The sequence below is a fragment of the Paenibacillus sp. MT86 genome (genome assembly GCF_058792535.1).
In genome coordinates this window covers 6,155,152-6,181,207 of the sequence record NZ_CM179499.1, presented here as the reverse complement: position 1 = coordinate 6,181,207, position 26,056 = coordinate 6,155,152, and the positions used below count along the sequence as shown (strand labels likewise).

The following is a 26,056-nucleotide window of genomic DNA, read 5'->3' as shown; positions in this document are numbered from 1 at the left end:
ATATGATGTTCTCGCCATGGAAGGAGGGCAGGCCGGCCATTGTGGTCGGCCTGATGTCCGGTACTTCGCTGGACGGCATTGATGCGGCCATCGTCGGCATACAGGGAAGCGGCTTCGATGCATCGGTTGAACTGCTGCATTACTATAGCAAGCCTTACGAACCGGAGCTCCGTCAGCGGCTGCGCGATTTGTGCAGTGAGGAGAATTCGAACAGCGCTGCTGTCTGCAGCATGAATGCATACTTGGGGTATCAGTTTGGAGCCGCAGTCCTGGAAGCGGTTGCCGATGCCGGCATGCGCATAGATGAAGTGGATTTGGTAAGCTCCCATGGACAAACGATTTGGCATCAGCCCGTACCGGAGCAAGGGGATCCGTATTCCGTCGCTTCGACTTTGCAGATCGGCGATATTTCCGTTATCGCCAAGCGCACCGGCAAACTTACGGTAGGAGACTTCCGGCCCGCGGATATGGCGGTTGGGGGCCAAGGGGCGCCGTTTGCGCCTTACGGAGACTTGATCCTGTTTCGGCATCCGGAGCGGGGGAGGCTGCTGCAGAACATCGGCGGGATCGGCAATTGTACGGCGCTGCCCGCAGGGGCGGATCCTTCGGATGTGCTGGCCTTTGATACCGGACCCGGCAATATGATCATGGATGCAATAGCTCATATGCTATCCGGAGGGCAGCTTTCGTATGACGACAGCGGACAATGGGCTGCCCGAGGCAACCCGGATCAGGATTTGTTAAGGGAGATGCTGGCGCATCCCTATTTTCAAGCAGAGCCGCCGAAATCAACGGGCAGGGAATTGTTTGGCCACAATTACGCGGTTTCGTTTCTGGAGCAAGCCAGGCTCAGGAGCCTCTCGGATGAGGATACGATGGCCACGGCAACGGCGTTTACCGCACATTCCATTGCCGATAGCTATGTGAACTATGTGTTTCCTCACCACAGAATGGATGAGGTGATCGTAACCGGTGGAGGGGCCCATAACAAGACGCTGCTCTCGATGTTAGGGGAGCTGCTGCCGGAGCAGAAGGTCATGACCTCCAAGGCGCTGGGCTTCGATGACGATGCCAAGGAAGCCGTGATTTTTGCGCTGCTGGGCAATGATTTCATGCTCGGCGTTCCTAACCATTTGCCAGTGGCAACCGGTGCGCGCAAGCCGACCGTTATGGGGAAGCTGGCACTGCCATAGACCATTCACTAAAGCCAGCAAACGGAAGTGCCAGGCGATGGCACATAGATAATGTTAGGCAGCGATTTGGTGGTAAGTAAAGGGATTATCTTAGTAGTCAAACCCGTATAGGGGAGGGGGAGAAACAACATGCTGGAAACTGTCATTCGCGAGCAGCTGGCCGCCGTGGTTGGCGGGAAGTGGTTCAAGGATGATCCGGAAAGTCTCGTCTCATACAGTTATGATGCTACGCCGCTGTATCAAGCGATGCCGGACGGAGTTATCTTTCCTGGAAGCACGCAGGAGGTCTCCGACATCGTCAAAATTTGCTCGAAGCACCGGATACCCGTTATTACGCGGGGAGCGGGCAGCAATCTGTGCGGCGGCACCATTCCGCTTCAGGGCGGTCTGATCGTGGTCATGACCCGTATGAACAAGCTGCTGGAGATCGATGCGGATAATCTAACCGCGACCTTCCAGACGGGTCTGAATACAAAGCAGTTTCATCTGGCGGTCGAGCGGACGGGGCTGTTCTATCCTCCGGATCCGAGCAGCATGATCATCTGCACGATGGGCGGCAATATTGCCTTGGGAGCCGGCGGGCTGCGCGGATTGAAGTATGGAACGACCAAGGATTACGTACTCGGCCTGGAGGCCGTATTGCCGGACGGCAGTATCCTGCGCACGGGCGGCAAGCTGGTGAAGGATGCCGCCGGGTATGATTTGACCCGATTATTGGTGGGATCGGGCGGAACGTTAGCCATACTGACGGAAGCCACGGTGAAGCTAATTCCGAAGCCTTCATACAGAAAGGCCATGGTCGCCGTATATGATGACCTTCAAGCGGCGGCTCGAACGGTATCCAACATTATAGCCAATCATATATTCCCGTGCACCTTGGAGTTCATGGATCAGCCGACTCTTCAGGTGGTTGAGGATTTTGCCAAAATCGGGCTCCCGGTTCACGCCAAAGCGATGCTGGCGATCGAGCAGGACGGCAGCGTGGAGGATGTGGAGCGGGATCTGAAGAAGCTGGAGGAGATATGTCTTGCTTCCGGCGCGGTGCAGCTGAATATCGCCAAGACCCCGGAAGAAGGGGCGAAGGTGATGGAGGCGAGACGGAGCGCGCTCGCTGCGCTGTCCCGTCTGCGGCCGACCACGATCTTGGAGGACGCAACGGTTCCGCGTTCGAAGATTGCGGACATGGTGCTTGAAGTTCAGCGCATTGCCCAGAAATACGATGTGCAAATCTGCACGTTTGGCCATGCCGGGGACGGCAATCTGCATCCGACCGCGATGACGGATGCCCGCGACCCGGAAGAAATTCATCGCGTGGAAGAGGCATTCGCCGAAATCTTTGAGGCGGCGATTGCCATGGGCGGCACGATTACCGGCGAGCATGGCGTCGGTATCGTGAAGGCGCCTTACCTGGAATGGAAGGTGGGGGAAGCCGGCATCCGGATGATGAAATCCATCAAGGATGCAATCGACCCGCACCAGATCATGAATCCGGGCAAGCTGTTTGCGGAAACCCGAAAGCGCATCGTATTCCAGGAGCGGACGGAGCAAGCAGGGCGGGACTCAGCTTCGGATCAGGATCAGGATCGGAAGATCGAAACATCGTGAGAGGAGGCGATCGCGCATGAATTCAACCCATGAGAAGCTTGCACAATCGCTGAAGCTGACGCTGGACGAGGATCAATTGACGAACTGTATGCGCTGTGGGTTCTGTCAGACCGCATGTCCGACATTCATCGAAACTGGGCTCGAGGCTGCCTCCCCACGCGGGCGGATCGCCCTCATGAAAGCGGTTGTTGATGGTTTGATGGAACCGGATGAGAGCTTTCGGAGCCAAATGGATCTCTGTCTGGGGTGCAGGGCATGCGAGCCGGCATGTCCGTCCGACGTGAAATACGGCCAATTGATCGAGCAGACCCGGGCGGCCATTGCGGCGGAGAAGCCTTATTCGCTGCCGGTACGAGTCGTCCGCAAGACGTTCCTGCAAGGGATTTTCCCGCATCGCGGAAGACTGAAGCTGATCGGCAAGACGCTTTCGTTCTATCAGAAATCCGGGCTGCAGAAGTTTGCGCGCAGCTCCGGGGCCATGAAGCTGTTTCCCGACCATCTCCAGCAGCTGGAAAAGGCGCTGCCTGACGTAACGGGCGATGGTCTGGAAGAACTGTGGGGCAAGGCCGGCTTGCCCTACCGCCGCGAGACGACAGGGAGCGGTTCCAAGCTTATGGTGATCCCCGCGTCCGGGGCCAAGGTCGGCCGGGTCGGCATGTTCCGGGGCTGCATTATGGATGTCATGTTTGCTTCTACGAACGTGAACACCGTGCGGCTGCTGCGTCAGGCCGGGTTCGAGATTGTCATTCCGGAGGAGCAGGTATGCTGCGGTGCGCTGCATGCCCATGCCGGTGAAATGGACGATGCCAAACAGCTGGCCGGCCAGAATATATGGGCTTTTGGGGAAGCGAACGTGGATTACATTGCAAGCAATGCGGGGGGCTGCGGCGCCCTGCTGAAGGAATACGATCATCTGATGCATGCCGAACAGGATGAGCGGCTTCAGCAATCGGCCGTTCGTTTCGCAGAACAGGTAAAGGACATCTCGGAGCTGCTGAGCAGCCCGGGACGGCCGCTTACGCCGATTCAAGCGGAAAGCGCGAATAAGACCGTCAAGGTCACCTACCAGGATTCTTGCCATCTGCGCAACGTCATGCGGGTGCAAGGAGAGCCTCGCCAGCTGATGCAGCAGCTTCCGGGCGTAGACATGTGCGAGCTTCAGGGGGCAGAGGTATGCTGCGGGTCTGCAGGCATTTACAATCTGACCCAGACGGAAATGTCGACAACGCTGCTCGATCATAAGATGGAGCATGTGGAGGCAACAGAGGCCGAGGTAATCGTGACCTCGAATCCGGGCTGCCTGCTGCAGATGAAGTGGGGCATCGAGCGTGCCGGGAAACAACGCGGCATCGAGGCCGTTCATCTTGCCGATTTTCTGGCAGGGCAGGTATGGATTGAGGATAAGGGCGAGTAACGAACAATCGGGGCATTTCCATGGTCATCATGATCAGGGAAATGCCCTTTTCTGGTTCATCTCCTTATTATGGCCGCAGATCCTATTCCAATCTCTTGCATGGTTCTTTCGTACAGTTCGCGTAGAATCAAGAGGCTGTCTAAGGCATGCCAAGCGGAAGGGGATCGGCGGTAATCGTTATAGACCAACGAACCGGTTTACATCGTTCCCAATCAAAGGTATGGTAGACCCACAGGGAGAATTCCTTTTCACATTTGATACAAATATATATTGCAACATGCCATGAAATGCGATTCATCGAGGAGGAGAGCGATAACATGAAAGAGAGTTTTGATCCGTCACTCATCGAGCGATTGGAAAGTCCGGAAAGGAAAAAAGAGCTGCCGGCTTCTTCGCTGCTTAAGATGCTTCAGGTGAATGGCGAGGTGGATGTGCTGGATATCGGGGCGGGCACCGGCTATTTTTCCATACCGGCAGCCTCATTAACGACAGGCACCGTTTACGCGCTGGATACCGAGCCAGCCATGCTCGACATGATGCGCGGGCGTGCACAGGAACAAGGAATCACGAATGTGAAGGTGATGGAAGGCGTGTTGGAACAGCTTCCTTTCCAGGATGAAACCGTTGATCGAGTCATCGCGTCCTTGATCCTTCACATCACCGACCAGCTGGAGGAGTCGATCTCCCAAATCGCAAGAGTGTTACGGCCAGGCGGGCGCTGCTTGTGTCTGGAATGGCAGGAAGACCCGTCCGAGAAGCGGGTTCCGAGGCCGAACCGGGTTGACCCGCAGGTGCTAAAGGCTATGTTGGAGCAAGCAGGGCTGCAGGTTGACGGAATCCGGTATCCCACGAATCGTCACTACCTGATCATCGCCAGCAAGTAGTTCATGACGTTGGCAGCTTCTTGCGGGGGTGCTTCCTTAGATCGGCAGCCGAAATGCGCCGTTATCCCTCCCTCATTTTTGGAGTGGATCGGCGCATTTATGGATAGAGTTGGAACATTTTAGGGGGAAGGGCCGTCTAAGGATTGAGGTGACCCATGATGAGAAAATCCAAGGTTATGATCATGCTTAGCTGTTTGCTCTTGCTCGTCAGCCTGTATACGATACAACCATCCGACGTATTTGCTTGCTCATGTGCCGGACCGCCTGAGGTTGCGGAAAGCCTGGAACGGAGCGCAGCGATATTCGCAGGCAAGGTGACTCAGATCGCGGGCCCGCCGCGGAAGCAGGTCATGTCCTCGGCTGATCCGGTTCATGTTACGTTAGAGGTAACGGAAATATGGAAAGGCGAGCTGAACCCCGTAACGGAGCTTACCACGGCCATGTCATCGGCCAGCTGCGGTTATGACCAGTTTGCCGTAGGCAGCGAATATCTGGTGTTCGCGTCCGCAGAGTCGGGCCGGCTGACAACGGGGCTTTGTGACGGAACGAAGCCGCTCACCGCCGCCGGCAAGGAGCTATCCGAGCTAGGGGCCGGATATCCTCCGAAAGCTGCGCCTCCACCGGGCGAAACGGGGTCTGATACGCTTGCTGAGGGAATGCTTCCAAGTGAAGGTGAGGCTGCAGATCAGACATTTATGCAGTGGCCTTTCCTGTGGGGGGTTGTCGCAGTGCTGATGGCAGCTGGACTATGGCTCTATTTTTGGAGGAAGAAAAAAAGAAATGTAAAGTGAATGTAAAATTTTTGAAAGTCTATTGGCGGTGGGTAAACGGCCATGCTATAATTCATGTATTCAAGTAAAGGGGAGTAGCAGTCGCAGCAAAGTCGTCAATTCGTGACACGTACGTGTCTCCGGCTTTGTTGGCAACGAAAGTTGTTTGCGAGACCTTTGCCGATTCGGTAAAGGTGCTTATTCCTACAGCCTATTTCTGGGTAGATACCTTTATCGCCGATTTTCGGGATAAAGGTTTTTTGTTTTATACGCCTTTGAAACGTAAATCGGATCATCCTATACATGAAGGAGAGATTGCGTTTGGAAATGGGACTGTTGCTCGAATATGGGTGGGTGCTGCTGGTGTTGATTGGACTCGAGGGGATTCTCGCAGCCGATAATGCCCTGGTGATGTCCATCATGGTTAAACATTTGCCGGAGGACAAGAGGAAGAAGGCGTTATTTTACGGATTGGCCGGTGCGTTTGTGTTCCGTTTCGCATCCCTCTTCATTATCTCTTTTCTGGCGGATGTCTGGTACGTACAGGCGATTGGAGCCTTCTACCTGCTGTATATCAGTATCAATCATATGGTGAAGCAGTTCTTTGTGAAGAAGAAGAAACATCTGAAGGAAGCGGAAATGAAGCAAGAAAAATTCTGGGTTACCGTGTTAAAGGTAGAGCTTGCGGATATTGCGTTTGCGGTCGATGCGATTTTGGCTGCCGTAGCCCTCGCCTTGACGCTGCCCGAAACCGGCCTTCCGAATATCGGAGGCATGGACGGCGGACAATTCCTGGTTATCCTGGCAGGCGGAATTATCGGCTTGGTGATCATGCGGTTCGCGGCATCGTATTTCGGCAGGCTGCTCGTAAGAAGGCCCGGCTTGGAAACGGCTGCATTCCTGATCGTGGGATGGAATCAAGCTGGCCGTCTATACGCTCGCGCACCCGGATATCGCTGTATTAGAGAAGACGTTTCCCAAGAGCGCCGGCTGGAAGCTCATATTCTGGGGCGTATTGATCCTGATCGCGGTCCTCGGCTGGTTCTTATCCAAGGAGAAGAGCGATATGACCCAGAAGGAACGGAAACAAGTGGAAAGCTAAAGCAACGGCCCCTTTTGATATAATGAACATAGGAAAAAGAAAGGAATCGTGATCTCGCGTGTAAAATTATCGTTTCTGCGCAACCTTTAATATATAGATATGAGGAGAAACGATTGTCATTGGATAAATGAAGCTTAAAATTGGATAAAATGCTGCCCGCCCTGATTTTGTTCATGGTCATTGAGAGTCATATGACTTTCTGGGTTACCGCCGAGTTAAAGATGCCTCCGAGAATGCAAAACGGTTATGCCGCGGCATCCGTACCTGTCCGCATTTGACCGAAAGGCAGAAATTCCTAACGGAAATCATTGAGGTTACCTTGGCTTAAGAGTAGAATAAGATCATGTGGGGCGCTATCAGCTTTTCTTTTTTTGGAACCAAGACAAGAAAACAGATACACCTTGTGATTGTGAATCAGCCTTATTGGCCGGGGAGTGAGGAGGACGCAGATGCCTGTCCTGAAGCTCCTTCGGTCAGCTAAGGCTTTTTGATTTGAGTAGGAGAGCAGCCATGAAAAGGAGTGAGCAGGATTGATAATCCTCAAAACACAAGAACAAATCGCCAAAATGAATAAAGCCGGCGATATTCTCGCCGAATGCCACCGTCAGATCGCCAACATGATCAAGCCGGGCGTAACGACGCTGGAGATTGATCAGTTTGTCGAACGGTTCCTGGCGGAGCGCGGCGCGACGCCGGAGCAGAAGGGGTATCATGGTTATCCTTTTGCGACCTGCGCATCGGTCAATGACGTGATCTGCCATGGTTTTCCGAGCCATGAGCCGCTGAAGGACGGGGATATCGTTACCATTGATATGGTGGTGAAGTATGATGGTTGGCTCGCGGACTCGGCTTGGTCCTATCCGGTCGGAAACGTCTCCGAGGAAGCGCAGCATCTGCTGGACGTGACGAAGAAAGCTCTGTACCTCGGAATTGAGCAAGCGGTGATCGGCAACCGGATCGGCGATATTTCCCATGCGATTCAATCCTATGCGGAAGCACAGAATTTATCGGTTGTCCGTCACTTCGTGGGGCACGCCATCGGCGAAAATATGCATGAGGAACCGCAGGTACCGCATTACGGGCCACCCAACCGCGGGACTCGGCTTAAAGAGGGCATGGTCATCACCATCGAACCGATGCTGAACCTGGGAACATATCAATGCAAGATCGATTCGGACGGATGGACCGCCAGAACCGTTGACGGGAAATGGTCCGCCCAGTATGAGCACACGCTCGCCATCACGAAGGATGGCCCCGTGATCCTGACGGAACAATAAGTGGCGACTTTATAGTGTGAGCCCTGGGCAAAGGACTCCAACGAAGCAGGCGGAATTGTTCTGTAGAAACGGAAGTGGTCGCCTTTGCCCCCGGATTTCAACGATAGATATCGTGCTTCAAAGGAAATTTGGGGGCAACAGCGATCGGAAGAACAATCCGCAGGCGGAGTGGTGCTATATCATGCAGAATTCGACATCTGCGAATCAACGTCAAATTGAATTGGTCTCTTTAAGGGTTTACAAAAAAGACTCCAACGGAGCAGGCGGAATTGTTCTGTAGAAGCGAAGCGTTCGCCTTTGCCCCCGAATTCCAACGATAGATATCGTGGTTCAAAGGAATCTGGGGGCAACAGCGATCGGAAGAATCCGCAGGCGGAGTGATGCGTGATCAAGCAAATTTCGACATCAGCGAAACATGCTAAATTGAATTTGTCTTTAAGGTTTAGTCTTTAAGGTTTATAAAGATAAACTCCAACGAAGCAGGCGGAATTGTTCTGTAGAAACGGAAGTGGTCGCCTTTGCCCCCGGATTTCAACGATTGATATCGTGGTTCAAAGGAAATTTGGGGGCAACAGCGATCGGAAGAATAATCCGCAGGCGGAGTGATGCGTTACCATGAAGGATTCGACATCAGCGAATAGACGTCAATCCCAGTTTTTCTTTAGAGATCAGGAAGAGAAGGCATCGAAGCTCAACCGACTTGATCTCGCAAGAAAAACAACCGCTAAAGAAGGATTCGACATCTGCGAATAGACGTCAATCCCAGTTTTTCTTATAATAGAGTAATCATTTTACAAGCGAAGGGAACATGGAACATGACGATACGAAAAGCATTAACCGTAGCCGGCTCGGATACAAGCGGCGGCGCTGGCATCCAGGCCGATCTGAAAACCTTTCAGGAATTTGACGTATACGGAATGACCGCACTGACCACGATTGTCTGCATGGAACCAAAAACATGGGATCACCAGGTTTTCCCGGTGGCATTGGATATCGTTGAAACGCAGCTGAAAACCGTGCTCGAGGGCATCGGCATCGATGCCATGAAGACCGGCATGCTCGGATCCGTAGAGATCATCGAGCTCGTTTCCCAGTATATCGACCGCTATGATCTGAAACGGATCGTCATCGATCCGGTGATGGTCTGCAAAGGCACGGATGAAGTGCTGCAGCCCGAAAATACGGAAGCGATGCTGGAATTCCTTCTCCCGCGCGCCGATTTGGTAACGCCAAATCTGTTCGAGGCGTCTCAGCTGGCCAAATCCGGTCCGATCACGTCCCTGGATCAAATGCAGGAGGCTGCCGCCATCATTCACGAGCGCGGCGCAAAGAACGTGCTGATTAAAGACAGAGGGAAGATCCGCGAAGGCAAAGCCATGGATCTGCTCTATGACGGAAACAGCTTCGAATGGTTCGAGGCCGACGCCATCGTTACCCAATACACCCACGGTGCGGGCTGCACGTCATCCGCTTCCATCACGGCCAATCTTGCCAAGGGCTTGAGCGTTCGCGAGTCGGTACAGCAAGCCAAAGCCTTCATTACCCAGGCGATTTCGAACGGCTTTCCGCTGAATGAATTCGTAGGTCCGACAAGGCATTCCGCACACCGCAGTTTATCTGCAAATTAAACAAGATGCATTTCTTTGCAAGCTTATTCATGTTTGAAATTCGGCTTGCGAGGAGCGACCGACAACCTTTCTTCCTAGAAGAAAGGTTTTTTTGTTGTTAGTCGAACCTGCTGCATATAGTATATAGGTGCAAAGGCATGCTTCGTTCTGCGCGTTTTTTCGGCAGGGATCAAGCGGCTTAGGTCCTTTCCAGTATAATTATGTGCTATACTTTATAAAGGGTCTGATAGAAACAGGAAGAAAATGTTTAGGGGTTGAGACATGTTTCAGGACATTTTGGATTTTTTGATGAAGTTTGGTCCATGGGGATTGTTTATTCATTCGTTTGCGGATGCTGTCATTTTTCCGGTTCCCGCCTTTTTTCTGCAGGTTTCGCTTAGCATCATGCATCCGCAGAATGCACTGTGGCTGGCAACGTATGGTTTTATCGGATGCTTACTGGGGACGCCGCTGGGCTATTTGATCGGAAAGCTGCTTGGGAAGTCGGTATTATACAAGATACTGAAAAAAGAGTGGATTGACGCTGCAACGAACATGTTTCAAAAAAACGGAGAAGCCGCCATACTGATCGGCTCCTTTACGCCGGTTCCCTTTAAAGTGTTTACGATTCTGTCGGGATGTTTGAAATTCCCGCTATGGAGACTGTTGGCATATGCCGCGCTTGGCCGGGCTACCAAGTTTTATGTGGTGGGTACCCTGTTCTATCTGTACGGTAACGCCGCGGAGGGCATGGTTAAGGATGTATCGTTATATATTGCGCTGATCGCCGTTCCGCTTCTGTTGATCGGCGTGTACTTCAACCGCAAACGCAAGCGCAAGAAAATGGAGCAGCAAAAGCTGGCTGAATCCGGTCCTGTCGTGGTGGAGAAGGCGGTTCTGGAGCAGGCGTCGGATCAGACTCCATCGGCCTAACGCTAGAGAATGACGCCGGGGGTTAACCCCCGCGAGGAACATATAAAATAACCCCACAAAGTGGAGCCTATGCTTCGATGCTTATTCCAAATACTTTGCGGGGACCCCAAAAAACTTATTTAAAAAAAGCAGCCGGGTGCGAGCCCGGCTGCTTTTTTCCAAGGTATCAGAGAAACATATTTATATCATAGCTACATATTCTCGGTATTAACCCGTTTTTCCGATTCTGAAGAACTTGCCTCGGCCTTTCGTGGTCACAGGAACAAACGTCGGCGACGGGGAAAGCGGGGCTGGCATGTCTTGAGCAAGATAACCATGGAGAGGCCCGCGATAGACTTCATTCAACTGGGGGGAGTGGGAGAAATCTTCCGGCGTTACAAGATGACAAGGCTTGTTCACAGGCCGCAGGCCTGCTTGCTCCAGCACCGTCGCGACAAAGTGGGAGCAGAAAAAAGCATCATCACGATCGATATGAATCCGAAACAATATACCCAGCAGCCCTAGCAGATTATATTTGTAGCGGTCCTGATCACGCATCATCTCTTTGACAAGATTGTGCATGCGTTGATAGTCTTCATTACTGACGCGGAAGCGATATACCGCGCACTCCGAAGTGTAGAAGAAAGGGTCACGCAGGTTCTCGCGAACCAAACCGCCGTCAAACGGATTGTTCGCCTTCTTTCGCCCAAAGCTGTACACTTCGCGTAACTCGGAATCAAACGCAATGGATGCATGGTTAAGTGGGGCCTTCGTGAAATATTGGATCATTCTGCTGAACCAGGTGCCCGTGCCTGTAAGCACAATCCAAATATCTTGTTCCGTGTACATACTCGCAAACTCCTTTGTTAACGATCCTAACGACTAGCAATTGTAAATGACTTGCTTTCTTTCACAATAAACGAAAAAGCCATGGCGTTCAAGTCAAAAAAAACCATTTTCTCTCAATTTCACTAGAATAGCGCTGGGATAGACACCAAATATTAGAAACCTCATATCCAATATATTCGCTTCATGTCCGAATTATCCTTTAGTTGGTTTTATTTATATTCCATATAGGCTAAAGGAGAAGCAATCCCATATCTAGAAATTAGGTAAAACCGATTTGAACAATGAAAGACAGGAGGATCTCCAAACGATGATGAATAGTGAATGTCTCAGCTATGATTTTATGGTTCAGGCGATAGAAGTTGCGCCGATAGGAACGGTATTCATCGATTCAGAGGGGAGCATTATCCGAATCAATCCGGCGGCTTGCACAATGCTCGGATATGAGGAGGAAGAATGTCTGCATCATCCCTATAACGATTGGGTTTATCCGGAGGACGTAAATAAGGACAGGGAAATGATGGAAAAATTTAAAACGGGCCGGATCTCTTCCTTGCAAATGGAAAAGAGATTAATACATAAACAGGGAGATATCAGGTGGGTATCGTGCAGGCTTAGCACAGCCCGCAGCAGAGAGGGAAGGGCACTGGGCTATGTAGCGCATTTGACGGATATCACCGACATGAAGAGAGCGGCCGATCAGGAAGAGAAGCGGCTGATCCAGTCCGACAAACTGTCCATGGCCGGGCAGCTTGCCGCAGGAATCGCCCATGAAATCCGTAATCCGATGACGTCCATCAAAGGGTTCGTGCAGCTGATTCGCTCCGGCGCCGGACGGAAGGATGAATATTTCGATATTATCTCTTCGGAGATTGAAAGGATCGAACTGATCGTCAGTGAGCTTCTGTTCTTGGCGAAGCCGCAAAGCGTGAAATTCGAGCGTGCCGATATCCGGCAGCTGCTGGAACAAGTGATTACGTTATTAAATACGCAGGCGATTATACATAACGTAGAGATCATAACCGATTTTGGAGAGCAAGAGGCCAATGTGGACGGTGACGTGAATCATCTGAAGCAGGTCTTCATCAACTTTATAAAAAATGCGGTGGAATCGATGCCGGACGGCGGCAAGTTGACCATACGGCTGGAGAGAGGCGACGACCATACCGTGGCCATTCATTTCACGGATAACGGATGCGGAATCCCGGAATCGATCCTTTCCCGTCTCGGGGAACCGTTCTTCACAACGAAGGAGAAGGGCAACGGCTTAGGGTTCATGATCAGCAAAAAAATGATCGAGGATCACAGGGGGCAGGTGTATGTGACCAGCAAGCTTCAGGAGGGAACGACCATAACGGTCATGTTGCCGCTGAGCATAATCTAGCTTGACCGGACGTATGGTTCGCTCTACATTATAGAAAGATATAGGAGAGGGGGCGGTTAATATGGGCAACATGCAATTGTTAAAAGAGCCCAAACGGCGCAAGCTGCTGTTCAGCGCGGGTGCCAGCTGGATGTTTGATGCGATGGATGTCGGCATGATTTCGTTTGTTGTTGCGGCATTGGCAGCGGAATGGTCGCTAAGCTCGCAGCAGGTCGGCATTCTGACAAGCACCACATCGATCGGAATGGTATTCGGCGCGGCCATGGCCGGATTTCTGGCGGATAAATATGGACGGAAAAATATTCTGCTGTGGACACTGCTCATATTCTCGATAGCGAGCGGGCTTTCCGCTCTGGCTACCGGTTTTGTCATGCTGTGCTTGATGCGCTTTATCGCCGGCTTCGGACTTGGCGGAGAGCTTCCGGTAGCTTCAACGCTGGTATCCGAAAGCATGCCCGTTCATGAACGGGGAAGAGCAGTGGTGCTGCTGGAAAGCTTTTGGGCTGCAGGCTGGATACTATCCGCGCTTATTGCTTACTTCGTCATTCCGGATTACGGCTGGCGGACAGCCTTTGTCATCGGGGCTTTGCCCGCGTTCTATGCTCTCTACCTGCGGCGAGCCATCGAGGATTCGCCAAGGTATCTCGAGCAGAAGGCCAAGGCCGTCCGGAAGCTGACCTTCGGGCAGCGTGTGGCCTCGGTCTGGTCGGTCGAACATCGGCGTACGAGCATTATGCTGTGGATTTTGTGGTTTACGGTCGTATTTTCATATTACGGGATGTTCCTGTGGCTTCCCACCGTCATGGTCGATAAAGGATTCAGCTTGGTTCGAAGCTTCCAGTACGTGCTGATTATGACGCTTGCCCAATTGCCGGGGTATTTTACGGCGGCGTATTTTATCGAGAAGTTCGGACGTAAATTCGTGCTGGTTACTTATTTGGTGCTCACAGCGCTGAGCGCAATTTGGTTTGGCTACGCCAATACGGAAGGCTCGCTGCTCGCCGCAGGCATATCCTTGTCCTTCTTCAATCTGGGAGCCTGGGGAGGCTTGTATGCGTACAGTCCGGAGCTTTATCCGACGAAGGTTCGTTCAACGGGGGTCGGGCTTGCCACATCGTTCGGTCGGATCGGCGGCGTGATCGCGCCGCTGCTCGTCGGGGTGCTGAAGCAGAATGGTACCCGCATCGAAATCATTTTCGTGATGTTTTTCGTAACCATCCTGATCGGGGCGCTGGGGGTACTGGTGCTTGGCAAGGAAACGAAAGGCCTGGAGCTTGCAGACTAAAGCAGGCCCGTGCTTTATGGCTTGATTTACAGGAAGGGCGATAGGCTTCGAAATTCATGCTTTCTAATATGACTAAAAAAGGGTGGATCCCAAGGTTCAATGACTTTGGATCCACCCTTATTTTAGTGTACAGCGTCAAGCGTCAGCGAGATCGAAGCATTATACCTCCATGATGGAAGGCATAATGTACGGGCTTCTGCCAAGCTCCCGCTTGAAATAGCGGTTGAGCGTGTTGTTGGTCATCTGTTCCCAGGCAGCACGATTGTATTCCCGCTGTTCGCCGGCTTTGTTCAGCTGTTTGCGGAGCATCGCTTCGGCCCGGCGCAGAAGCGGCTTGGAGTCCTGCATATACACGAACCCGCGGGTAATCAGCTCCGGTCCGGAGAGCAGCTTGCGCGTTTCCCGGTTGATGGTAATCGCGACGATCACCACGCCATCGTGAGCGAGCTGAACGCGTTCCTCAAGCAGCTCCTTCTCATGGGTGCGCAGTTCACCATTGTTAATATAGACGTCACCCGAAGGGATGTTCCGGCCTTTGCGCGCATAATTGCGGAAAAGGGACAGCGTGTTGCCGATGTTCATCAAGTAGACGTTGCTGTCGGGAACCCCGACCTGCACGGCAAGATGACGGTGATTGAGCATCATCCGGTATTCTCCGTGAATCGGCACAAAGTATTTGGGACGCAAGCTGCTGATCATGAGCTTCAAATCTTCGCGGCAGCCGTGGCCCGAGGTGTGGATATCGAGAATGGAGCCGTATTTAACTTCGGCCCCGGCCCGCATTAAGAGATCGATGCTGCGGTTAACGTTCTGGGTGTTCCCGGGAATCGGCGATGACGAGAAAATGACGGTGTCCTCCGGATGAATCTGGATCGAACGATGGGCACCCGAAGCGATGCGCGTCAGCGCCGCATTGGGTTCGCCCTGACTGCCCGTGCAAATTATCAGCACCTGGTCGTCGCGATAGCGGTTAACGGCTTTGACGTCAATCATCATGCCGTCCGGCACGCGAATATAACCAAGCTCCTGGCCGATCACAAACACCTTTTCCATGCTGCGGCCGACGATGGCGATTTTGCGGCCGGTTCGAATGGCGGCTTCGACGACTTGCTGCAGACGATGAACGTTGGATGCAAAGGTCGCAAACAGGATCCGCCCGGGACATTCCTGGAACAGGCGCAGAATGGAATCGCCGACGGTGCGCTCCGAAGGGGTAAACCCGTCGCGTTCGCTATTGGTGCTGTCGGCCATCAGGGCCAGGACGCCCCGTCCGCCGATATGCAGAATTTTATGCAGATTGGCAGGCTTGTCCTCCGGCGTAAAATCAAATTTAAAGTCCCCGGTATGTACGATCGGTCCATACGGGGTTTCGACAACGACCCCGAAGGCATCCGGAATGCTGTGGGTGGTTCTGAAAAAATGAACGGAAAGATGACGGAATGCAATCGTCTCGTCTTCATGGAATATGCGCAGATCGCTCTGATCCAGCAGGCGATGCTCTTCCAGCTTGGCACGAACCAAGCCGATGGTCAGGGCTCCGCCATAAATCGGCATCTGAATTTGACGAAGCACGTAAGGAATGGCCCCGATATGGTCTTCATGGCCATGGGTCAGGAACATACCCTTTACTTTGTGCTTATTATCGAGCAAGTAACGGATATCCGGAATAATGTAATCGACGCCGCTCATTTCGGCATCCGGGAATTTCAGTCCGGCATCGATGATAATGATCTCGTTTTTGAATTCGACGCCGTACATGTTCTTTCCGATCTCGCCAAGCCCCCCCAGCGCAAAGATGCGCACGGGCGGAGCGGAAGGCCTCGGTTTTTTGGCCGGTTTGGCAGTTTGAATCTTATCGGTTAGCAGGGGTTTAGACATAATGTGAAAGAATCCTCTCTATGGTAATTAAGGCATAAGCCTGGTATTTTAATTTCTTCTCTACTTAAGATATCAGAAAGTTCAAGCTTTTGGGAAACGCTTTTCAAAATTCATGTGCATTTCGTCCGTGACAGTCACCTATTTTTGCCCACTCTTATATGCTGTAGAAGAGGAGGACTGGTGATGAGCGGTTTAATGAGGTTGGACGATATGGATGCAGCCTATGGATTGCCGGAGGAATGGCAGCGGGAAGCGAACGTTAAGCTGACTGAGAAAATGACGGATCGTTCCGCCAAATTCCCCTGCATTCCGGCAGTGCAAGGACATGCGCTGAATCATTTTAGATACGGTTTTATCAACCGCGGCGAATCGCAGGAGGCGGCGGGGCAATTGGCCGCACTGCTGCATGAGTTCGGGCTCGGCTCCAGGGGCTTCGGCCCGTATACTTCCCTTGTCGTATTTATAAATACGGAACATGGCCGAGATAGCCTCGAGGGCGTGGAGTATTATGAGCGTTTGTTCTGGCAGCTGCTGAGCCGGACCACCGAATACGATACGGAGCCTTGGCCGGCGGACCTGCCGGGGGAACCAGACGATCATCTGTGGGAATTTTGTTATGCAGGCGAGCCTTATTTCGTATATTGCGGAACGCCGGCACATGAGCTTCGCCAGAGCAGGTATTTCCCCTACATGATGCTTGCTTTTACGCCTCGTTGGGTTCTGAAGCAGTTCAATGCCCGGGCCAGGCAAGCTGAACATACCAAAGTGCTGATACGCAAGCGGTTGACCGAATATGATCCAGTCCCCCCGCACCCGGACTTGAAGTTCTACGGGGCGGAGGACAATTATGAATGGAAGCAATATTTCCTGCGGGATAACGAGGAGTCTCTGTCGAAATGTCCGTTTGCAAGGCTGCACAAAGAGACTCATAAATAGAAAAATAACATGCTTCTATCATCATACCCTAAATTGGAGTAAGGGTTAACAGGCATTCCATTTCAAAAGCTGCCACTTATGCGATCATCCGCAGGGTGTCGGCTTTTTTTGCGAAGATGCGCTGCTGTGACAAGGTATAGGATTTTGCCCCTGAATTAGTAAATCTTATCCTTGTTGTACAAAAAATGACCAAGTTACACTTAAAGTGTTTCATTCGATTTCATCCCAATGCGTCAGGAGGTGTATAAGGTACGGAGCTTTCACCAGATTTGAAAACGCTTTAATGAGCCGAATACCCATGGAGAAGGAGTTGTTTAATGAATGACAAGGCTGTCCAGAACGATGAAAGGATGGATTCTCGGACTTATCGCCGTACTGGTGTTCAGTGTCTTTCCTACGTCCCAGGTTCAAGCCGCCGAGGCCTGCGCTGAGCCTGCTTGGAGCAGTTCTGCCGTATATGGCGGGGGCAATATCGTATCCCACGGAGGTAAGGCCTGGAAAGCAAAATGGTGGACTCAGGGTGAGATGCCCGGAACGACGGGACAGTGGGGAGTATGGGAGGATCTGGGAGCGTGCAATCCAGGGACACCACCGGTAGATCCCCCGGTGGATCCGCCAGTAGACCCGCCGGTAGATCCTCCGGGGACTGGTGATCGGATGTATGTCGCTTACGCCAGCTCATGGAACACCAGTATCTACGATTTGACGACTGCGAACATTCCCAATTACATCACGCATCTCAATCTAGCATTCGTAAGGCCGGACACCACGTATACGCAAGGGTCGTATGCGTTTGATCAAGCCGTAGCGGGCTTGGAATTCGTGGAAGGAGCCACGACGCCGAATGGGCAGCGTAAATTTACGGCCCAGCAGTCGCAGGATCTGCGCAACAACATCGCCGCACTGAGAGCCCGCGGAACGAAAGCGTTCCTCTCGGTAGGAGGCTGGTCGTACAGCCAAGGATCGCAGTGGTCCAGATTCAATGCCAAGAACATCGTCGATTTGGCCCTGGATCTTGGCGCAGCCGGCGTCGACATTGACTGGGAATCCAGCGGCAGCAACTGCAACAAAGGAACGGCTGCCCAGTTCAGCTGTACCAAGGATGGCGAGATCGCAGGCATTATAACGAGCCTCTACAATGAAATCCAAGCCAGGAACGCGAATTTACAGATTTCCATCGCCGGCTGGTCCACGGGCGCCTATTATGTGAAGGGGACGCCGTTTGAGGAAGGCAAGGTCCAATGGGGTTCTCCTTTTGGCGGTACCATGTACCGCGTGGTTAAGGATCATGGCAGCAAGATCGACTTTATCAATCTGATGTCCTACGACGGCGGTATTTACTACGACCCGCGCGAAGGTTATGAATCCTACAAGGCGATATACAACGGACCCATCAATATGGGCATGCAGATTGCGCCGGAGGGATCCGGCGGGGCCGTCCTGCAGTTGAATGCCGCACCGGGAACGGTATACGATGCCGATATGATGAACGGCCAGAATAACATCGCGACGGCATATTATAATGTAGAAACGATGGTAAACTACATCAAGAATAAGGGAAGAGCGAACGACGGATTCATGCTGTGGCAGCTCTGGAAACAGCGGGTTCATCAGCCAGCCCCGTCAGGCGCGGCGAACGAGAACAGCGCCGGCCAATACGTATGCCGGAACCTGCCGCTCCAAGGGGACTGCAATCAGGTCATACCAAGCCTGCCGAAATTATAATTTCTTCCGATATTCAGAAGGCGTGCAGTTCATGATTTTGCGGAATACCCGAACAAAATAACTGATGTGTCCAAATCCGACATCGAGTGCGATGTCGGATATTTTATTGTCCGGCGAACGAAGGAGCTCCGCCGCCTGGCGAACGCGATAGGAATTCATATAGTCGACGGGCGTTTGCCCGGTCATGGATTTGAAGAAGCGGCAAAATTGGCCTTCGCTCATCGGGATCAGGTCAGCCAGCTCACTCAAACGGATAGGTCGATGGTAATGACTCTGGATGTAGAGAATGACCTTCTTCAAGCGTTCCGTTCTCGTCATGTCCGCCGCTTCGCTCCGGCTGCGGTTGGCAAGCCTGCCGGAGGCTGCGGCCTGAAACAGCATGAGAAACAGATGCCCCTTAATGGCAGCCTCATATCCAGCCGGTTTGTGCTTGGACAGCAGCATCATTTCTTTTATATGTTCAAGCAGGCGCCCATCGGTCCCGGCTGTCATCCGTCTTGGAAAAGCGGCTCTCCGCTCCTGGAAGGGAACGATCATCCCTTCCTGCACAAGATCATAGCTGCTGCTGGCGAGCATGCCGACATCGAACACCATGGCGCAGAAGCTGCACCCTCCATTGCCCTGGGCGTGGCCGGTGTGCAGATCTCCCCCATCGATAAATATCGCTTCGCCCGCACGGACGGGGATATATTCCGAATCGATCTGAAACAGCACCTCGCCTTCCAGCACGTAAAAAATCTCCGCTTCCTTATGCCAATGGGAGTCTACCACATGGGCGCCGGGGGCAAATTGATACCAATAGGCACCGAAGGGGAAACGCTCATTCCCGTGGACGGTGCTTTCTTTTAACGACTGGCGGATGGATTGATCCATGCTGCACCTCCTTGGGATTTGAAGTGTTCCTGAAACACTGTTATCTGATATCAAAATTGTGCTATAAAACAATCGGATATTGTTAGAATAGGTAAAAACGGATCAGTATAATGATATTATAACGCTTACATCTGAAAGTTCAATTTTAAAAATATAGAAGGGCGGAAGTAACGATGAAATTTACAGACGGCAACTGGCTAATCCGGGAAGGGTATTCCGTTTCGGGAGCGGTTCAGGCCTATGATTTTGCGGTAAAAGGAGATACGTTGACGGCTTATGCTTCCACGGCACCGATTCCGGGCAGAGGAGCGACCATCAATACGCAGCTGATCACCGTGCAATTTCATTCCCCGGCACCCGGCGTCATCGGCGTGAAGCTGGTCCACTATGCGGGCGTAAGAGATCGTGGACCTGCATTCGAATTGTACAAACAGAAGGGTGACCATACGGTCATCGAAGAGAACGATCAACAGGCTGTTCTTCGGAGCGGCAATCTGAGCGTCGTGATCAAGAAAGGCCCGGAATGGTCGGTCCACTTCTATAGAGGAGAGGAGCGCATCACCGGCAGCAGAGCCAAATCCATGGCGCATATCGTGGAGGACGGCGGGAAGACCTACATGCGCGAAGAGCTCGATCTTGGCGTGGGCGAGTGGGTCTACGGACTTGGCGAGCGATTCACTTCGTTTGTGAAGAACGGCCAGGTTGTGGATATTTGGAACCAGGATGGCGGCACAAGCTCCGAGCAAGCCTATAAAAATATTCCGTTCTACGTGACCAACAAAGGCTACGGCGTGTTTGTCAACCAGCCGGACCTCGTATCCTTTGAAGTAGCTTCAGAGAAAGTGAAGAAGGTTCAGTTCAGCGTGCCGGGCGAGTCGCTGGAGTATTTCGTGATTGACGGGCCCGACCCGAAAGGCGTTCTGGACAAATATACAAGCCTGACAGGCAAACCGGCGCTGCCGCCGGCTTGGACCTTCGGATTGTGGTTATCGACCTCATTTACGACGCAATATGACGAAGCGACCGTAAACTCCTTCGTGGACGGTATGCTGGAGCGCGACATTCCGCTGCAAGTGTTCCATTTCGACTGTTTCTGGATGAAGGGCCTCAACTGGACGGACTTCCAATGGGATGAAGAGGTATTCCCGGATCCTGAAGGCATGCTGAAGCGACTGAAAGAAAAAGGCTTGAAAATCTGCGTATGGATCAATCCGTATATCGCGCAGCGTTCGCGCCTCTTCGAGGAAGGCCGTGAGAAGGGCTATCTCGTGAAGAAAGCCAATGGCGATGTTTGGCAGTGGAATTTGTGGCAGCCGGGCATGGCGCTGGTGGACTTCACCAATCCGGATGCTTGCGAATGGTATGCAGGGTACCTGCGCGAGCTGGCTGATATGGGCGTGGACAGCTTCAAAACGGACTTCGGCGAGCGCATTCCGACGGACGTTGTGTATTTTGACGGCTCCGATCCTCATAAAATGCACAACTATTACACCCAGCTGTACAACAAAGTTGTCTTTGACGTGCTGGTCGAGAAATTCGGCAAGAATCAGGCGGCGGTATTCGCACGCTCCGCAACCGTTGGCGGACAGCAGTTCCCTGTTCACTGGGGCGGCGATTGTTATGCGGATTATGAATCGATGGCGGAGAGCCTGCGCGGCGGCTTGTCCCTCGGTCTCGGGGGCTTCGGCTTCTGGAGCCATGACATCGGCGGCTTCGAAAATACGGCTCCGGCGCATGTGTTCAAGCGCTGGCTGGCATTCGGCTTGCTGTCCAGCCACAGCCGTCTCCATGGCAGCAGCTCTTACCGGGTGCCATGGTCTTACGACGAAGAGGCCGTAGACGTTACGCGCTTCTTCACGAAGCTGAAGAGCCGTCTGATGCCGTATCTGTTCCATACCGCGGTACAGGCATCGGAGCAAGGCGTGCCGAGCATGCGCGCCATGTTCTTGGAATTCCCGGAGGATCCTGCAGTCGAAATGCTGGATCGTCAGTACATGCTGGGCGATTCCCTGCTCGTAGCACCGGTATTCAGCGAGAAAGGCGACGTGAAGTATTATCTGCCGAAGGGCCGCTGGACGCATCTGTTAACCGGAGAAACGGTGGATGGCGGAACCTGGCGCAAGGAAACGTACGGTTTCCTCGGACTGCCGTTGTTCGTACGCGGCAACTCGTTCCTCGCCTTGGGTGCGAGCGACGCCCTTCCGGAATATGACTATGCAGACGGAGTAGAGCTTGGCTTGTATGCATTGGAAGACGGCAGCGAAGCTTCCGCCATCGTTCGCAACATGAACGGAGAGAGCGAGCTGGTTGTACGGGCTGTGCGTGCAGGCAGCCGGATCCATTTTACGGTGGAAGGCAGCGGCAAGCCATTCTCGGTGAAGCTGCATGACACAGGAAACGTTTCTTCCGTGGAGGGCTCGGGAGTGAGCCTGCAGGAAGGAAAAATTCAAGTGGAAGCCGGTCAACAAGCAATGGCCTTCAGCGTTGCGCTCGAAGGATAAGCTCGGGTTCCCCCTGCTGTTAAGCGGGTAAAAACATAGTGAAGATGAGCCCGGACCAGCTTTGTGCTGGAGTCGGGCTTCTTCCATATTTTAGCTGGCCTTGAAAGGGAGGCTGTGCTGATATAATAGGCCTGAGGCAGGCTTTTTCGATGGAATGTAACCGTTTACTTTTACTTGCCGAAGATTAAAGGACAGGAGCGTCGACGGTCCGATGTTATCGAATTTCATTCAGCTTATAAATGACATGAAAATCCGCAATAAATTGATATTGTCATTTGTGGTCGTGGTCTTTGTACCGGTAGCCATCGTAGGGATATTCCTTACGGGAGAGCTCCGTAAATTTGCATTCGACAATGCGTTGGAACAAGCCTATCAGAACGTGGACCGGGTCAAGAAACGGTCGACCGAAGTCATCAACGTGGCGGATGATTTATCGTACCGCTTGTCCTACGACGAGCGTCTGAGGAATCTGGCCAACCGGCAATATGAAAGCGTATACGACGTGTTCGTGGCTTACAGGGAGTATCCCGATTTGCAGCAGGCGATACGGATGTACAAGGAAATATCGAATATCCGCTTCTACAGCGACAATCCGACCATGCTGAACAATTGGGAGTTTCTATATCCCGAGGATGAAATCAGGAGTACGGAATGGTATCGGCGGGCGGAGGACGATATCGGGGTCATCTATTGGGACTACATTGAGGATGAGCGTGATCAGAAGGTGTACCTCAGCTTGATCAAGGGGGTTGATCTTGGAAGCAAGGACAACCGCGGCGTGCTGGTGATCAATGTCAACACCGGCATGCTCAATACAATCCTGAGCCAGGAAGCGTTCGACACGATTATCGTGGACAGCAGCAACAATATTGTTGCGGCTAACCGCCCGGAGCTGTACGGGAAAACGTTAGCCGAGATTGAAGATGCCAGCGGGGCCGTTTACCACGCGAGCGGCAGCTACGAGTCGGTCATCCATGACGAAGCCTCCAAGGTGCTGATCGAACCGCTGAATACGGAGTCCGGAGTGAACGGCTTGCGCATTATTTCGATATTCTCGATCGATAGCATCGTGGCGGATGCCAACCGGATCAGCAAGCTGGCGATGACCGTCATCATCATCAGCCTGCTGCTGGCTGTTCTTCTGATCTACAGCTTCTCTTCACTGATCTCCAATCGGCTGCTGCGTCTAAGCAAACATATTACGAAGGTAGGTACCGGTAATCTCGGCGTTGCCATGGAGATCGACGGCAAGGATGAGATCGGCCAGCTGTCCCGTCAATTCAACTCCATGGTGGGCAACGTTAACGACCTGATGAACGAAGTGCAGGAGTCCAACGAACAGAAGCGGTTAATGGAGCAGAAGCAAAACGAAATCAAGTTCAAAATGATGGCCAGCCAGATCAATCCGCATTTTCTCTTTAATGCGCTGGAGTCCATTCGCATGGAGGCCCATCTCAAGGGCGAGACCGAAATTGCCCGGATCGTGCGGCTGCTCGGCAAAATGATGCGGAGCAATCTGGAGGTGGGCAGCGGAAAAACCACAATCAAGGACGAAATCGAGATGGTACAGTGCTATCTCGACATTCAGAAGTTCCGCTATGAGGACCGCCTGAAATATGAACTTCAGGTGGACCCTGAAGCGAACCGGGTAAGAATCCCGCCCTTGATCATCCAGCCGCTTGTGGAGAATGCGGTCATACACGGGATGGATCACAAGGAAGAGGGAACCTCCATAAAGGTCAGGGTCACGGCCAGCGAAGGGAAGCTGCACGTCATGACCGAGGACAATGGTGCAGGCATATCCCTGGACAAATTGCAGATGATCTACGGCTATTTGAACGATACCGACGAGAAGGACGGCGGACGGATCGGGCTCCGTAACGTACATGTCCGTCTGCAGCTCACGTACGGCCCTGAAGCGGGTCTGATCATTTATAGCGAACCGGGCATAGGAACGCGTATTGAATTCAGTATTCCGACAGGAGGAGAGAGCGATGATGAAAGTGTTGATCGTGGATGACGAACCCAAACTGCGCGAAGGGCTGAAGAGCATTGTGCCATGGACCGAGCTTGGGTATCAGGTTGTTGATACCGCAGCGAACGGGAACGAAGCGCTGGAGAAGCACGGGAAGTACGACCCGGATTTGATGCTGATTGATATCCGGATGCCGGGAATGGACGGATTGCAGCTGATCGAAGCCATCCGAAACCTGGATGCCGAGATTCATCTGCTCATCCTGAGCGGATATGCCGATTTTGATTATGCCAAGCGGGCGATTTCCCACCGTGTGGACGGATACCTTTTAAAGCCGGTGGATGAGGACGAGCTGAGCAAGTATTTGCTTCAGATTAAAGAAGCCATCGAGCAGGAGCAGGAGAGGAAGGCACTGAACAGGGCAGCCTCCGAAATGAGCCGCGAGCAGTTCATTCAGACGTGGTTCAACCCGGAGAGCAAGCCCGATTCAGCCGCTTTGCGGCATATGGCCGAGCGGTCGGGACTGTTATGGAACCATTACCAAGTGCTGCTTGTTCATCATAACGGCAGCGATGAATCCGGTGAGGAAACCGACGACCGGTTGAAAAACCAGCTGATCGAAGCTTTTGAAGAGAACGGCCGCGGCGCGGTGTTTTCCTTGCATGGACAGCTCGGTATCCTAATGCCCACGCCTGTCTTGACGGCAGGTGGACGTAAGGAATTGCTGCAGTTGGTAGAGGAAGCCGCAAGCCGGGCCGGCACGGCGATAACGGCCTCTTTGGGACGTCAGGTCCACCGTCTGGAGGATGTAGCGGATTCGTACCGTTGTGCCAAAGAACGGATTCGCGAACGGTTCTTCTATGCTCCCGGGGAGATGCTGTTTCCTGAATCCGAGCGGTTTGCCGGCGGCAACACGGATGAAGAACGGCAGCCCTATGATCCGGAGCAGCTGATGGAACAGCTCTATTATGCGGTGGATGTGGGCAACGTGGAGGTGCAGCAGAAACTGCTGTATACGGCAGCCTCAGCCATGGTGAAGGAAGAATACACGGAGGAGAGGATGAAACGCGCCTTCGTGGAGCTCCTGACCGGGGTGCACAACAAACTGATGCAGCATCATACGGAGCTGCAGTCCCGCACGAAGGAATACTCGGATCGGATTGCGGCAATATTCCGACAGCGAACGGCCTATGATCTGTGCCGCCATTCGTCCCAATTCCTGGAGGAGCTGATCTGGCAGGCGGGCAATGGCGGACGGGATCAGGAGATGAAGCGGATCATGGATCTGATTCAGCGCAATTACAACGAGAACATTAAGCTGGAAACGCTGGCGTCGATATTTAATTACAACAGCGCTTACCTCGGAAAAATGTTTAAGAATACGACCGGGGAATATTTCAATACGTATCTCGATAAGGTCCGGATCGACAAAGCCAAAGATTTTTTGAAGCAGGGCATGAAGGTGTATCAGGTCGCGGAGAAGGTCGGTTATACGAACGTCGATTATTTTCATAGCAAATTCAAAAAATACGTCGGCACGTCTCCGTCCAATTTCCGCAAGGAGCTGGACCTGTAATTTAGCCGTGCCGTAACGCGGATTCGCACAACACGACCGAGCCCGGATGTGGCGCTGAGGTCATACAGCCCATTGTGACAGAGTATCGAATGAGTAAATGCAGTGAGCCGGAACACAGCAAATAGGCTTCAAGTAGCTCCGCGCCGTCTGATGCCGTATTCTAAATGGTTTATGATTGTTCTCCAATAGCGTTCACTTACCATACAACCAGACTTAGCATAAGTACTTTCATATCGCTGCCCTATAAGACGCGACTAAGGCACGCGTCTTTTTGTTTTTCCTGTGCCTCCCCCAAGGCATTATCGGGGGAGCT

General features: G+C 52.6%; 18 protein-coding genes and 1 pseudogene. 16 read left to right on the top strand and 3 right to left on the bottom strand.

All coding sequences use genetic code 11. The features are described from left to right. The first annotated feature begins 2 nt into the window (after nucleotides 1-2). The 9 genes and pseudogenes from AC3RCL_RS28190 to AC3RCL_RS28150 all read left to right on the top strand — a co-directional run bounded on the left by AC3RCL_RS28190 (nucleotide 3) and on the right by AC3RCL_RS28150 (nucleotide 10,785). Entirely contained in the window at nucleotides 3-1,193 is a 1,191-nt protein-coding gene (locus tag AC3RCL_RS28190) for an anhydro-N-acetylmuramic acid kinase (RefSeq protein WP_036663786.1), read from the top strand. Nucleotides 1,194-1,322: 129 nt separating this feature from the next. Then, nucleotides 1,323-2,798 carry an FAD-linked oxidase C-terminal domain-containing protein gene (locus AC3RCL_RS28185; protein ID WP_036663789.1) on the top strand — a complete coding sequence of 492 codons (1,476 nt, stop codon included), beginning with the start codon at nucleotides 1,323-1,325 and terminating at the stop codon, nucleotides 2,796-2,798. Between the two features lie 16 nt (nucleotides 2,799-2,814). Next, complete coding sequence (locus AC3RCL_RS28180) at nucleotides 2,815-4,212, top strand: (Fe-S)-binding protein (RefSeq protein ID WP_036663791.1); 1,398 nt, start codon at nucleotides 2,815-2,817, stop codon at nucleotides 4,210-4,212. A gap of 317 nt (nucleotides 4,213-4,529) precedes the next feature. Continuing rightward, nucleotides 4,530-5,096 (top strand): class I SAM-dependent methyltransferase, encoded by a 567-nt coding sequence (locus tag AC3RCL_RS28175; protein ID WP_036663793.1) that lies wholly within the window; start codon nucleotides 4,530-4,532, stop codon nucleotides 5,094-5,096. A gap of 155 nt (nucleotides 5,097-5,251) precedes the next feature. Continuing rightward, complete coding sequence (locus tag AC3RCL_RS28170; protein ID WP_036663796.1) at nucleotides 5,252-5,887, top strand: hypothetical protein; 636 nt, start codon at nucleotides 5,252-5,254, stop codon at nucleotides 5,885-5,887. A 300-nt stretch (nucleotides 5,888-6,187) separates the two neighbouring features. Next, nucleotides 6,188-6,968: pseudogene (locus AC3RCL_RS28165) on the top strand (TerC family protein). Between the two features lie 530 nt (nucleotides 6,969-7,498). Next, the gene (gene map / locus AC3RCL_RS28160) at nucleotides 7,499-8,245 is read left to right on the top strand and encodes a type I methionyl aminopeptidase (protein ID WP_015737542.1); all 747 of its coding nucleotides are present in this window, start codon (nucleotides 7,499-7,501) and stop codon (nucleotides 8,243-8,245) included. 815 nt (nucleotides 8,246-9,060) lie between these two features. Further along, nucleotides 9,061-9,873, top strand: coding sequence for a pyridoxine/pyridoxal/pyridoxamine kinase (gene pdxK / locus AC3RCL_RS28155; protein ID WP_492533259.1), 813 nt, complete (start codon nucleotides 9,061-9,063; stop codon nucleotides 9,871-9,873). 261 nt (nucleotides 9,874-10,134) lie between these two features. Further along, nucleotides 10,135-10,785 (top strand): YqaA family protein, encoded by a 651-nt coding sequence (locus AC3RCL_RS28150; RefSeq protein WP_015737540.1) that lies wholly within the window; start codon nucleotides 10,135-10,137, stop codon nucleotides 10,783-10,785. A 207-nt stretch (nucleotides 10,786-10,992) separates the two neighbouring features. On the opposite strand, the gene AC3RCL_RS28145 is transcribed toward AC3RCL_RS28150, so the two are convergent. Then, nucleotides 10,993-11,613, bottom strand: a complete 621-nt coding sequence (locus AC3RCL_RS28145) for a hypothetical protein (RefSeq protein WP_009590113.1) — start codon at nucleotides 11,611-11,613, stop codon at nucleotides 10,993-10,995. A 307-nt stretch (nucleotides 11,614-11,920) separates the two neighbouring features. Here AC3RCL_RS28145 and AC3RCL_RS28140 point away from each other — a divergent pair, with 307 nt between their 5' ends. Together AC3RCL_RS28140 and AC3RCL_RS28135 are read left to right on the top strand one after the other, a co-directional pair. After that, on the top strand, nucleotides 11,921-12,994 hold the full coding sequence (locus AC3RCL_RS28140) for an ATP-binding protein (protein ID WP_492533256.1): 1,074 nt from the start codon (nucleotides 11,921-11,923) through the stop codon (nucleotides 12,992-12,994). Nucleotides 12,995-13,055: 61 nt separating this feature from the next. Next, nucleotides 13,056-14,279, top strand: coding sequence for an MFS transporter (locus tag AC3RCL_RS28135; RefSeq protein WP_277747083.1), 1,224 nt, complete (start codon nucleotides 13,056-13,058; stop codon nucleotides 14,277-14,279). Nucleotides 14,280-14,438: 159 nt separating this feature from the next. On the opposite strand, the gene rnjA is transcribed toward AC3RCL_RS28135, so the two are convergent. Further along, the gene (gene rnjA / locus AC3RCL_RS28130) at nucleotides 14,439-16,157 is read right to left on the bottom strand and encodes a ribonuclease J1 (protein WP_015737537.1); all 1,719 of its coding nucleotides are present in this window, start codon (nucleotides 16,155-16,157) and stop codon (nucleotides 14,439-14,441) included. Between the two features lie 183 nt (nucleotides 16,158-16,340). Here rnjA and AC3RCL_RS28125 point away from each other — a divergent pair, with 183 nt between their 5' ends. Further along, nucleotides 16,341-17,093, top strand: coding sequence for a YqcI/YcgG family protein (locus AC3RCL_RS28125; RefSeq protein WP_015737536.1), 753 nt, complete (start codon nucleotides 16,341-16,343; stop codon nucleotides 17,091-17,093). Nucleotides 17,094-17,414: 321 nt separating this feature from the next. Next, on the top strand, nucleotides 17,415-18,818 hold the full coding sequence (locus tag AC3RCL_RS28120; RefSeq protein WP_015737535.1) for a glycosyl hydrolase family 18 protein: 1,404 nt from the start codon (nucleotides 17,415-17,417) through the stop codon (nucleotides 18,816-18,818). On the opposite strand, the gene AC3RCL_RS28115 is transcribed toward AC3RCL_RS28120, so the two are convergent. Continuing rightward, on the bottom strand, nucleotides 18,813-19,691 hold the full coding sequence (locus AC3RCL_RS28115) for a helix-turn-helix transcriptional regulator (protein ID WP_340968997.1): 879 nt from the start codon (nucleotides 19,689-19,691) through the stop codon (nucleotides 18,813-18,815). The genes AC3RCL_RS28120 and AC3RCL_RS28115 overlap by 6 nt on opposite strands. 173 nt (nucleotides 19,692-19,864) lie before the next feature. On the opposite strand from AC3RCL_RS28115, the gene yicI reads away from it, so the two are divergent. The 3 genes from yicI to AC3RCL_RS28100 all read left to right on the top strand — a co-directional run bounded on the left by yicI (nucleotide 19,865) and on the right by AC3RCL_RS28100 (nucleotide 25,743). Continuing rightward, complete coding sequence (gene yicI / locus AC3RCL_RS28110; RefSeq protein WP_492533252.1) at nucleotides 19,865-22,192, top strand: alpha-xylosidase; 2,328 nt, start codon at nucleotides 19,865-19,867, stop codon at nucleotides 22,190-22,192. Between the two features lie 211 nt (nucleotides 22,193-22,403). Next, nucleotides 22,404-24,212: a cache domain-containing sensor histidine kinase gene (locus AC3RCL_RS28105; RefSeq protein WP_492533250.1), complete on the top strand. Its 1,809-nt coding sequence runs from the start codon at nucleotides 22,404-22,406 to the stop codon at nucleotides 24,210-24,212. Continuing rightward, on the top strand, nucleotides 24,187-25,743 hold the full coding sequence (locus AC3RCL_RS28100; protein WP_145041007.1) for a response regulator transcription factor: 1,557 nt from the start codon (nucleotides 24,187-24,189) through the stop codon (nucleotides 25,741-25,743). Before AC3RCL_RS28105 ends, AC3RCL_RS28100 begins: the two co-directional genes overlap by 26 nt. The last annotated feature ends 313 nt before the right edge of the window (nucleotides 25,744-26,056 follow it).

Excerpts from the sequence above, each read along its gene's own strand:
- AC3RCL_RS28180 (WP_036663791.1), top strand. The coding sequence starts at position 2,815 with ATGAATTCAACCCATGAGAAGCTTGCACAATCGCTGAAGCTGACGCTG.
- AC3RCL_RS28170 (WP_036663796.1), top strand. The coding sequence starts at position 5,252 with ATGATGAGAAAATCCAAGGTTATGATCATGCTTAGCTGTTTGCTCTTG.
- AC3RCL_RS28135 (WP_277747083.1), top strand. The coding sequence starts at position 13,056 with ATGGGCAACATGCAATTGTTAAAAGAGCCCAAACGGCGCAAGCTGCTG.
- AC3RCL_RS28115 (WP_340968997.1), bottom strand. The coding sequence starts at position 19,691 with ATGGATCAATCCATCCGCCAGTCGTTAAAAGAAAGCACCGTCCACGGG.
- AC3RCL_RS28120 (WP_015737535.1), top strand. The coding sequence starts at position 17,415 with ATGACAAGGCTGTCCAGAACGATGAAAGGATGGATTCTCGGACTTATC.
- AC3RCL_RS28100 (WP_145041007.1), top strand. The coding sequence starts at position 24,187 with ATGATGAAAGTGTTGATCGTGGATGACGAACCCAAACTGCGCGAAGGG.
- AC3RCL_RS28105 (WP_492533250.1), top strand. The coding sequence starts at position 22,404 with ATGTTATCGAATTTCATTCAGCTTATAAATGACATGAAAATCCGCAAT.
- pdxK (WP_492533259.1), top strand. The coding sequence starts at position 9,061 with ATGACGATACGAAAAGCATTAACCGTAGCCGGCTCGGATACAAGCGGC.
- AC3RCL_RS28150 (WP_015737540.1), top strand. The coding sequence starts at position 10,135 with ATGTTTCAGGACATTTTGGATTTTTTGATGAAGTTTGGTCCATGGGGA.
- AC3RCL_RS28140 (WP_492533256.1), top strand. The coding sequence starts at position 11,921 with ATGATGAATAGTGAATGTCTCAGCTATGATTTTATGGTTCAGGCGATA.
- AC3RCL_RS28175 (WP_036663793.1), top strand. The coding sequence starts at position 4,530 with ATGAAAGAGAGTTTTGATCCGTCACTCATCGAGCGATTGGAAAGTCCG.
- AC3RCL_RS28125 (WP_015737536.1), top strand. The coding sequence starts at position 16,341 with ATGAGCGGTTTAATGAGGTTGGACGATATGGATGCAGCCTATGGATTG.
- rnjA (WP_015737537.1), bottom strand. The coding sequence starts at position 16,157 with ATGTCTAAACCCCTGCTAACCGATAAGATTCAAACTGCCAAACCGGCC.
- AC3RCL_RS28185 (WP_036663789.1), top strand. The coding sequence starts at position 1,323 with ATGCTGGAAACTGTCATTCGCGAGCAGCTGGCCGCCGTGGTTGGCGGG.
- yicI (WP_492533252.1), top strand. The coding sequence starts at position 19,865 with ATGAAATTTACAGACGGCAACTGGCTAATCCGGGAAGGGTATTCCGTT.
- AC3RCL_RS28145 (WP_009590113.1), bottom strand. The coding sequence starts at position 11,613 with ATGTACACGGAACAAGATATTTGGATTGTGCTTACAGGCACGGGCACC.
- AC3RCL_RS28190 (WP_036663786.1), top strand. The coding sequence starts at position 3 with ATGATGTTCTCGCCATGGAAGGAGGGCAGGCCGGCCATTGTGGTCGGC.